This is a genomic window from Mesorhizobium sp. M7D.F.Ca.US.004.03.1.1, from assembly GCF_003998635.1.
GTDB classification, from domain to species: Bacteria; Pseudomonadota; Alphaproteobacteria; order Rhizobiales; family Rhizobiaceae; genus Mesorhizobium; species Mesorhizobium loti.
Genome location: NZ_RZQG01000147.1, coordinates 1 through 9,644, shown reverse-complemented (window position 1 = coordinate 9,644; position 9,644 = coordinate 1). Strand labels below are relative to the sequence as shown.

The following is a 9,644-nucleotide window of genomic DNA, read 5'->3' as shown; positions in this document are numbered from 1 at the left end:
GACGGCGCTACGCTCGCCACCTACGACAAGATCCACATGTTCGACGTCGATCTCGATAATGGCGAGTCGTGGCGTGAATCCGCCGCCTATGAACCGGGCGCCGAGGCCGTCGTCACCGAGATCGAGGGTGCAAAGCTTGGCTTCGCCGTTTGCTACGATCTGCGCTTTCCGCAACTGTTCCGCGCCGAGGCACTGGCCGGCGCAGATCTGCTTTCGGTGCCGGCCGCCTTCACCCGCCAGACGGGCGAGGCGCACTGGCACGTGCTGCTCAGGGCGCGCGCCATCGAGAACGGCGCCTATGTCGTCGCCGCCGCGCAAGGCGGCCTGCATGAGGACGGCCGCGAGACCTACGGTCATTCGCTGATCGTCGATCCGTGGGGCCGTATCATCGCGGAAGCCGCGCATGACGAGCCGGCGGTGATCGTCGCCGAGATCGACTCGGCGCAGTCGCTTGCCGCGCGCAAGAAGATTCCAAACCTCAAAAATGCGCGAGATTTTGCCGTCAATGCCGGCTTGGGCGAGGCGCCGCGGCTCAGGGGTGCAGCCTCTTGATCCGTTTTGCCCTGATCTGCGAGCACGAGCACGAATTCGAAGGCTGGTTCCGCAGCAATGACGATTTCGACACTCAGAAGAAGCGTGGCTTTGTCGACTGTCCGACCTGCGGCTCGCACAAGGTGCAGAAAGCGCTGATGGCGCCGGCGGTCTCCACGGCGCGCAAGCAGGAAACGATAGCGCTCGCCATGGGAGAGGCGCAGAAGCAGGCTTTGGCGCAGCTGAAGGCGATGGCCGAGAAGGTGCGCGAGAATGCCGACTATGTCGGCGACAAGTTCGCCGAGGAAGCGCGCAAGATCCATTTCGGCGAAACCGACCCGCGCGGCATCTATGGCGAGGCGACGCTGGAAGAGGCCAAGAGCCTGGCCGAGGACGGCGTCGAGTTCATGCCGATCCCGGTGTTCCCGGACGACCGCAATTGACCGGCTAGCTCACGCTGCCGATCAATTTCTCAAGCAGCCGAGCGAGCGTTTCTCGTTCGGCCTGCGTCAGGCTGGAAAGAACCTCGTGTTCGTTGGCCACATGGGCGCTAACAGCCTCGTCAATTAGCGTCAGGCCCTTTTCAGTCAGCCTCACGACAATGCCGCGACGATCGTTGGGGTGCGGCCCGCGCAGGATCAATCCGGACGTTTCCAGCCGGTCGAGCCTGTTGGTCATGGCGCCTGAGGTCACCATCGTCGCCTCATAGAGCGCGGTCGGCGTCAGCGCGTAGGGTGAACCCGAGCGGCGCAGCGTCGCCAGAACATCGAACTCTCCCGACTGCAATCCATAGCGGGCAAACAACGGCGCCAGGCGCTCGCGGGCGATCAGCGAGGAGGCCTCGTTCAGCCGCCCGAGCACGGCCATCGGCGAGACGTCCAGATCGGGCCGCTCCCGCTTCCATTGCTCGATCGCTCTTGCTGCTCTATCCAACTGTCTCATCATCATATATCTTGACGTTAAGAATCTTTCCATTATCTTACCTCAAGATACAATGCCGGCCAAGGGCCGCGGCGACAGGGTTCAATCATGAAATTTCTCTGGGATTCGGCGCTCGGCCTGCTGGTCGTCACCGGCGGCCTGCTCGGCCTGACACTGCCGTTCGGCAAGCTCGCCACGGCTGCCGGCGTGCCGGCCATGGTCTGGGCCTTCGTCATCTCGCTTGGCGCCGGCGGCGTCTTGCTGTGCGTGCTCTTGGCTCGCGGTCAGCGCGTCCGGCTCACCGCGCACAAATTGCGCTATTTCTTCGTCACCGCGGCGGTGTCCTATGCCGTCCCCAATCTGCTGATGTTCTCGGCCATCCCGCATCTGGGCGCCGGCTACACCGGCATCATGTTCACGCTGTCGCCTGTCATCACGCTGGTGTTCTCGATCCTGTTGCGTGTCCGGCGCCCCAACATGCTAGGCATTGTCGGCATCGCCGTCGGCTTTGTCGGCGCCGTCATGGTGGCGGTGACGCGCGGCGAGGCCGGCCAGCCGGCCGATCTGTTCTGGGTGGTGATGGGGCTGCTCATCCCGGTCAGCCTTGCCGCCGGCAACATTTACCGCACGGTCGACTGGCCGGAAGGCACCGGCCCGATCGAGCTTGCCGTCGGCAGCCATTTGGCGTCGGCGGCGATGCTGCTTGTCGGCATTCTCGCCCTGTTCGGCGTCAAGGCCTTCGCTTCACTCGGCGGCGTGCCGCTGGTCGTCGTCGCGCAGGTTGCGTCGGCATCGGCGATGTTCGCCTTCTTCTTCCGGCTGCAGGCGGTTGGCGGCCCGGTCTATCTCAGCCAGATCGGCTATGTGGCGGCGGCCGTCGGCCTGTTTGCCGGCACGATCTTCCTTGGCGAGCACTATCAGCTGCTGACCTGGGCAGGCGCGGTCATCATCACCGCTGGCGTGTTCATCACCACCATGGCGCAAAGTCAGCCCAGCAGGAAGGCGCAAAGCCAGGCGGCGTGAGCGCGCTTGCGCCTCAGCCGGCGCTGGTTTCGTTCTCTTCGCCACCGGGTTCGCGGTCCGCAACGCCGACTTCCTGTTCACGCCGGCCATCGATCTGTCACGCTCCAGGGACGAGATCGTTTCACGGAAACGCCAAACCGCTCGAGTTTTTTGTTTTGTCGCAATTCCCAAGGGAAAGCGCTATGCGCTTTTCCCGGGAAAACCGTGTCACACTTTTCCTGGAATTGCTTTTGGAGCACGCCATGACCGAAGCAAAGGTTCCAGAGGGAACTCCTGTCGATGGCGCGGACTTTCGGGCCGCGATGCGGCTGATCGTCGGCAATGTCAGCGTCATCACCGCTGGCACCGGAGGATCGCTCAGGCCTGGTGGTCATTTCGGTCGTCTCGCTGTCGGCCGAACCGCCTAAGGTGATTGCCTGTGTCAACCGGTCGTCGTCGACCTGGCCGGTGATCGAACGTTACCGGCATTTCGGCGTCAACTCGCTTGGCCCCCAGCATCAAAGGGTGGCCGAGCGGTTCTCCGGTTTCGGCGGCATCAAGAGCAAGGACCGCTATGAGGGCGCCGAATGGATGACGCTCAAGACCGGAGCTTTGTTGCTTTCGGATGCGGTGGCCGCCCTCGACTGCAGCCTCGACGAGATGATCGATCGCGGCACGCATTCGATCGTCATTGGCTCGGTCGAGGCCGTGCGCACCCACGATGCCGGCCACACCCTGGAGCTAATTCCAAGAGAAGTACGGTTGATCAGACCGAGCCTTTTTCCGCCAGGACCATGTAGTTGACGTCCATGTCCTTCGACCGCGCCCAGCGGTCGGCAAGCGGGTTGTAGGTGACGCCGGTGCGGTCGATGATGGTCAGGCCGGCGCCGCCAAGCGCCTTTTCGAGCTCTTCCGGGCGCACCAGCTTGCCGAACTGGTGGGTGCCACGCGGCAGCCAGCGCAGCACATATTCGGCGCCGATGATGGCCAACCCGAGCGCCTTCAGCGTGCGGTTGATGGTGGCCACGAACATGATGCCGCCAGGCCGGACCATCTCGCCGCATTTGGCGACGAACAGGTCGATGTCGGCGACATGCTCGACCACTTCCATGTTGAGGATGACGTCGAATTTTTCGCCGGCGTCGGCAAGGTCCTCGGCTGTCGTGGCGCGATAATCGACGCTGACATTGCCCTCGGCCGCGTGCAGCTTCGCGACTTCGATGTTTGTTTCGGAAGCATCCGCGCCCACAACTTCGGCGCCAAGCCGCGCCATCGGCTCGCACAAAAGGCCGCCGCCGCAGCCGATGTCGAGGATGCGCAGGCCCTCGAAAGGCCTTGCAGCGCGTGGATCGCGGCCGAAGCGCGCCGCTATCTGGTCGCGGATATAGGACAGCCGGACCGGATTGAATTTGTGCAGGGGACGGAACTTGCCGTTCGGGTTCCACCATTCGGCGGCAAGGGCGGAAAAGCGTTCCACTTCTCCGGCATCGATCGTCGATCGTCGGGGCTCTGGCATCGGTTGGTCTCCTCGAGCGCTAGGAAGTCGGGTGTGGGGCCGCGAATGTCAAGGCAACAATTTTCGATGCTGCCAAGGGGCTGACAGAGTGGCCGACCTACTTCGTGTCCAGCACGGCGCGCAGTTTCGCCGCCAGTTGCTCGATGGTGAAGGGCTTGGCCAGGAAGTGCACGTCATGGTCAAGCACGCCGTTGTGGACCACGGCGTTCCTGGTGAAGCCGGTGGTGAAGATCACCTTCAGCTGCGGCATGCGCGCGATTGCTTCTTCCGCCAGTTTGCGGCCGTTCATCACCGGCATGACGATATCCGTGAACAGAAGCGCGATGCCCGGGGTTTCCGCCAGCTTCTGCAACGCTTCCTGGCCGCTTGCGGCATCGATGACGGCGTAGCCGAGTTCGCGCAAGGCATCGGTGGTGGAGGCACGCACGCGGGCATCGTCCTCGACGACGAGGATCGTTTCGGTGATGGGAGCGGAATTCTCGCCTCGTCCCGTCGGCACGGCTGCTTCTTCGGCGCCAAAAAAGCGCGGCAAGTAGATCTTGATTGTCGTGCCTTCGCCGGGTTCGGAATAGATCTTGACGTGGCCACCCGACTGTTTGACGAAGCCGAACACCTGGCTCAGCCCCAGGCCTGTGCCCTTGTTGACCGGCTTGGTGGTGAAAAAGGGCTCGAAGGCCTTGGCGATGATTTCGGGGGGCATGCCCGAACCGGTGTCGCTGACGGCGATCATCACATACTGGCCGGCCGCGACCTCGGCATGGGTGGCAGCATAGCTGTCGTCGAGATGGCTGTTGGCGGTCTCGATGGTCAGCTTGCCGTCACCGCCCATGGCGTCACGGGCGTTGACGGCCAGGTTGAGAATGGCGTTCTCGATCTGGCTCGGGTCGGCATGGATCTTCCACAAGCCCCCCGCTAACACGGTTTCGATGCGGATGGTTTCACCGAGCGCTCGCCGGATCAGGTCCGACATGCCGGTCAGCAGACGGTTGGCGTCGACGATTTGCGGCGCCAGTGGCTGCTGGCGCGAGAAGGCGAGCAGCCGGGCCGTCAGATTGGCGGCACGGTTCGCCGCGTCGATTGCCGCTTCGATGAATTTTGCGATGTCGTGCTCGCCACGCGCCAGCTTGCGCTGGGCAAGGTTCATGGCACTGATGATCACCGCCAGCATGTTGTTGAAGTCGTGGGCGATGCCGCCGGTGAGTTGACCGACCGCCTCCATTTTCTGCATCTGGCGGATCTGGGATTCGGCCTTTTCCCGCGTCTGGATCTCATTGCCGAGCGCGATGTTCTTGCGCACCAGCTCATCCTGGGCGACAGCCACCTCGTGGAAGCGGCGGCGCGATTCCCTGATCGTGTAGGCGCCAAGCAGGAATATCGCCAGCAGCGCCGCCAGCGAACCGATGCGCAGCCAGGCCTCGACGCGGTCGGTGTTCTCGTCGCGCGCAGCGACGGCGGCGGCGCCGATGCGTCGGATCGTATCCATGCTGGTCCGGATTTCGTCCATGACGGCCTTGCCCTGACCGCTGCGGACCAGATCCAGCGCCTTCGTCGCATTGCCATGGTCGTAAAGGGCAATCGTCTCGGCCAGTTCAGCCTGCTTTTGCGAAAGTGCGTCCTTGATATGGTTGATCTGCTGGACGACCTGGTCGTCCGGGGCAGTCATGCTGTCGATGCGTGCAAGTTGCCCCGGAATGGCGCCGACAGCCCGCCGATAGGGTTCGAGATAGGATTTCTCACCGGTCAGCAGATAGCCGCGCTGACCGCTCTCCGCGTCTTGCGCCAGCGAAAGCAGGCCGGAAAGCAATTCTTGATATTCGATTGCCTCGCGCGCGGCGCCGCGATTGGCTCTCTGGCCCTCGACCAGCATGGCACGGCTGCCGACGATCAGCGCCAACACCGCGAAGCCAATGACAAGCGGGAGTGATTGCCATCGCATGGCGCGTCGAAGACGAGCAATCATCTGTAATACCGGACCAAAAAGGAATTTCCCGCGGGCAGCATTTCGTAGGCGGTGGCGGGGTGGAACGCAATATGCCGTCTTCTTGAAGCCGGCAATCCGCCGCCAGCCTTGCGAAACCTTCATCATTTGGCTAAGGAGGCCGCGCATTCAGCGGCCGGCGTCAGCCGGCCTTCCGCTTTTCGGGATTCCTGCTTTTTGGGCTGGGGTCCGGCTTCAGTCAAAGGCATTTCGCTTCCATGGCGCGCATCGTGATGAAATTCGGCGGGACCTCCGTCGCCGACATCGCCCGCATCCGCAATGTGGCGCGTCACGTCAAACGCGAGGTCGACGCTGGCCATGAGGTGGCCGTGGTGGTTTCGGCGATGGCCGGCAAGACCAATGAACTGGTCGGCTGGACGCGCGAGGCCTCGCCGATGCACGACGCACGCGAATATGACGCGGTCGTCGCTTCCGGCGAACAGGTCACGGCCGGCCTCCTGGCGATCACCTTGCAGAACATGGGCGTGCATGCCCGTTCGTGGCAGGGCTGGCAGATCCCGATCAAGACTGACAATGCGCATGGTGCGGCGCGCATCCTCGACATCGACGGTGCCTTCCTGATCAAGCGCTTCGGCGAGGGCCAAGTGGCGGTGATCGCTGGTTTCCAGGGCATCGGTCCGGACAATCGCATCGCCACGCTCGGCCGCGGCGGCTCCGACACCAGTGCGGTAGCCATCGCCGCGGCGGTCAAGGCCGATCGTTGCGATATCTATACCGACGTCGACGGGGTCTACACCACCGATCCGCGCATCGAGCCCAAGGCGCGGCGGCTGGCCAAGATCTCGTTCGAGGAAATGCTTGAAATGGCCTCGCTCGGTGCCAAGGTTCTGCAGGTGCGTTCGGTCGAGCTTGCCATGGTGCACAGGGTGCGTACCTTCGTGCGGTCGTCCTTCGACGATCCCGATGCGCCCGGAATGGGGGATTTGCTCAATCCGCCCGGAACGCTCATTTGCGACGAGGAAGAGATCGTGGAACAGCAGGTCGTCACCGGAATTGCCTATGCCAAGGACGAAGCGCAGATTTCGCTGCGCCGCGTCGGCGACCGGCCGGGCGTCGCCGCCGGCATCTTCGGGCCGCTGGCCGAGGCCAACATCAATGTCGACATGATCGTCCAGAACATTTCCGAGGACGGCAAGTTCACCGACATGACTTTCACCGTGCCGTCGGGCGATGTCGACAAGGCGCTGGCCGTGCTTGAGCGCCTCAAGGCGTCGATCGGCTACGATGTCGTGCAGTCGGAAGCCGGCATGTCGAAGGTTTCGGTCATCGGCATCGGCATGAGGAGCCATGCCGGCGTCGCCGCCACCGCTTTCAAGGCGCTGGCCGACAAGTCGATCAACATCCGCGCCATCACAACCTCCGAGATCAAGATTTCGATCCTGATCGACGGTCCGTACACCGAACTTGCGGTTCGTACTTTGCATTCCGTCTACGGTCTGGATAAGCAGTAGCGAGAACGATTTGAGTTGTTGCGTGTGCGCCGGTCGCAGTGGAAACTGCGGCGGGCAGAATGCCCATTGGAGAAGAAGCCGCGATGCGTGATCAGGCCAGTGGCCCGCGCGTTTTGCTGAAACGGCTCCGCGAGCTCATGCAGGAGCCGCTGGAGCCGCAGGAGCGGCTTGACCGGATCGTGCGCGATATCGCCTCCAACATGGTCGCCGAAGTCTGCTCGCTCTATGTGCTGCGTGCCGATTCGGTGCTCGAACTCTACGCCACCGAAGGTCTGAACCCGAACGCCGTCCACCTTGCGCAGTTGCGACTGGGGCAAGGCCTGGTCGGCACGATCGCGGCCAGTGCGCGGCCGCTCAACCTTTCCAATGCGCAGGAACATCCGGCCTTTGCCTATCTGCCGGAGACCGGGGAAGAGATCTACAACTCCTTCCTCGGCGTGCCGGTGCTGCGGGCAGGGCGCACGCTGGGCGTTCTGGTGGTGCAGAACAAGACCATGCGCCATTACCGCGACGACGAGGTCGAGGCGCTGGAAACCACCGCAATGGTGATCGCCGAGATGATCGCCACCGGCGATCTGGCGCGGCTGACCAGGCCCGGCCTCGAGCTCGATCTGCGCCGTCCGGTCAGCTTCACCGGCCTTTCCTTCAATGACGGCGTCGGACTTGGCCATGTCGTGCTGCATGAGCCGCGCATCGTCGTCACCAATTTGTTCAACGAAGACAGCGAGGAAGAGGTCCGCCGGCTCGAAACCTCGCTCGGCTCGCTCAGGCTCTCCATCGACGACATGCTCGAACGCCGCGACGTCGCCTTCGAGGGCGAGCATCGCCAGGTGCTGGAAGCCTATCGTATGTTCGCCAACGACCGCGGCTGGGTGCGCCGGCTGGAAGAGGCGATCCGCAACGGCCTGACCGCCGAGGCTGCCGTGGAAAAGGTGCAGAGCGACATGCGCGCCCGCATGCTGCACATGACCGACCCCTATCTGCGCGAGCGGATGAGCGATTTCGACGACCTCGCCAACCGGCTGCTGCGCCAGCTGATGGGGCGCGGGCCGGAAGATGTCGCCGCATCGCTGCCGAAGGACGCCATCATCGTCGCCCGTTCGATGGGCGCCGCCGAACTGCTCGACTATCCCAGGGACAAGATGCGCGGGCTGGTGCTCGAGGATGGTGCTGCGACCAGCCACGTCGTTATCGTCGCGCGGGCCATGGGCATCCCTGTCGCCGGCCAGATGAAGGGCGCGGTTTCCATGGCGGAAAACGGCGACGCCATCATCGTCGACGGTGAAGAGGGCGTGATCCATTTGCGGCCGCAGCCCGATCTCGAAGCCGCCTATGCCGAAAAGGTGCGTTTCCGGGCTCGCCGGCAAGAAGTCTATCGCGAGCTGCGCAAGAAGCCGTCGATGACCAGGGATGGTGTCCAGGTCGACCTGTTGATGAATGCCGGGCTTGCCGTCGACCTGCCGCAGCTTGCCGAAGCGGGTGCGGCCGGCATCGGCCTGTTCCGCACCGAACTGCAGTTCATGGTCGCTTCGACATTTCCCCGTGCCGAGGCCCAGGAAAAGCTTTACCGCGACGTGCTCGAGGCAGCGCGCGGCAAGCCGGTCACCTTCCGCACCATCGATATTGGCGGCGACAAGGTGCTGCCCTATTTCAAGGGCGCGATCCAGGAAGAGAACCCGGCGCTCGGCTGGCGGGCGATCCGCCTGACGCTTGACCGACCGGGGCTGCTGCGCACCCAGATCCGCGCGCTGCTCAAGGCCAGTGGCGGGCGTGAACTCAAGCTGATGCTGCCGATGGTGACCGAGCTTGGCGAGATCGCCCAGGCGCGCGAGATCATCGACCGCGAGGTGCGGCATCTCTCGCGTTTTGCCCATCATTTGCCGACCAGCCTGAAGCTGGGGGCGATGCTTGAAGTGCCATCGCTCTTGTTCCAGCTCGATGAGCTGATGAAGGCGGTCGACTTCGTCTCGGTCGGTTCGAACGATCTGTTCCAGTTCGTCATGGCCGTCGACCGCGGCAACACGCAACTCGCCAACCGCTTCGACACGCTGTCGGCGCCGTTCCTGCGCGTCCTGAAGCAGATCGCCGATGCCGGCGTCCGCAACCACACGCCGGTGACCCTGTGCGGCGAACTCGCCGGCAAGCCGATTTCGGCTATGGCGCTGATCGGTCTCGGCTTCCGCTCGATCTCGATGTCGCCGGCCTCGATCGGCCCGGTCAAGGC

The 9,644-nt window shown here is 63.5% G+C and carries 8 protein-coding genes and 1 pseudogene; 6 read left to right on the top strand and 3 right to left on the bottom strand.

Going from position 1 to position 9,644, the window contains the following annotated elements:
• Positions 1-552: nitrilase-related carbon-nitrogen hydrolase (locus EN935_RS11445; protein ID WP_281040331.1), on the top strand; the 552-nt coding region annotated here is incomplete at its 5' end.
• A complete protein-coding gene (locus EN935_RS11440; protein ID WP_109658615.1) occupies positions 549-974 on the top strand; it encodes a DUF1178 family protein in 426 nt (141 codons plus the stop codon). The genes EN935_RS11445 and EN935_RS11440, both read left to right, overlap by 4 nt.
• Positions 975-978: 4 nt before the next feature.
• Here EN935_RS11440 and EN935_RS11435 read toward each other — a convergent pair whose 3' ends face one another.
• A complete protein-coding gene (locus tag EN935_RS11435; RefSeq protein ID WP_206532389.1) occupies positions 979-1,473 on the bottom strand; it encodes a MarR family transcriptional regulator in 495 nt (164 codons plus the stop codon).
• Positions 1,474-1,560: 87 nt separating this feature from the next.
• Between EN935_RS11435 and EN935_RS11430 the strand changes: the two genes are divergently transcribed.
• Together EN935_RS11430 and EN935_RS41970 are read left to right on the top strand one after the other, a co-directional pair.
• Positions 1,561-2,475 carry a DMT family transporter gene (locus tag EN935_RS11430; RefSeq protein WP_109658616.1) on the top strand — a complete coding sequence of 305 codons (915 nt, stop codon included), beginning with the start codon at positions 1,561-1,563 and terminating at the stop codon, positions 2,473-2,475.
• A 242-nt stretch (positions 2,476-2,717) separates the two neighbouring features.
• Positions 2,718-3,258, top strand: a pseudogene (locus EN935_RS41970) (flavin reductase family protein).
• Here the strand turns inward: EN935_RS41970 and ubiG are convergent.
• Positions 3,221-3,970 (bottom strand): bifunctional 2-polyprenyl-6-hydroxyphenol methylase/3-demethylubiquinol 3-O-methyltransferase UbiG, encoded by a 750-nt coding sequence (gene ubiG / locus EN935_RS11420; protein WP_109658617.1) that lies wholly within the window; start codon positions 3,968-3,970, stop codon positions 3,221-3,223. The pseudogene EN935_RS41970 and the gene ubiG overlap by 38 nt on opposite strands.
• 97 nt (positions 3,971-4,067) lie before the next feature.
• Positions 4,068-5,906: a CHASE3 domain-containing protein gene (locus EN935_RS11415; RefSeq protein ID WP_127373326.1), complete on the bottom strand. Its 1,839-nt coding sequence runs from the start codon at positions 5,904-5,906 to the stop codon at positions 4,068-4,070.
• Between the two features lie 260 nt (positions 5,907-6,166).
• Between EN935_RS11415 and EN935_RS11410 the strand changes: the two genes are divergently transcribed.
• Positions 6,167-7,420, top strand: coding sequence for an aspartate kinase (locus EN935_RS11410; protein ID WP_013529459.1), 1,254 nt, complete (start codon positions 6,167-6,169; stop codon positions 7,418-7,420).
• An 83-nt stretch (positions 7,421-7,503) separates the two neighbouring features.
• Positions 7,504-9,644: phosphoenolpyruvate--protein phosphotransferase (gene ptsP / locus EN935_RS11405; protein ID WP_127373325.1), on the top strand; the 2,141-nt coding region annotated here is incomplete at its 3' end.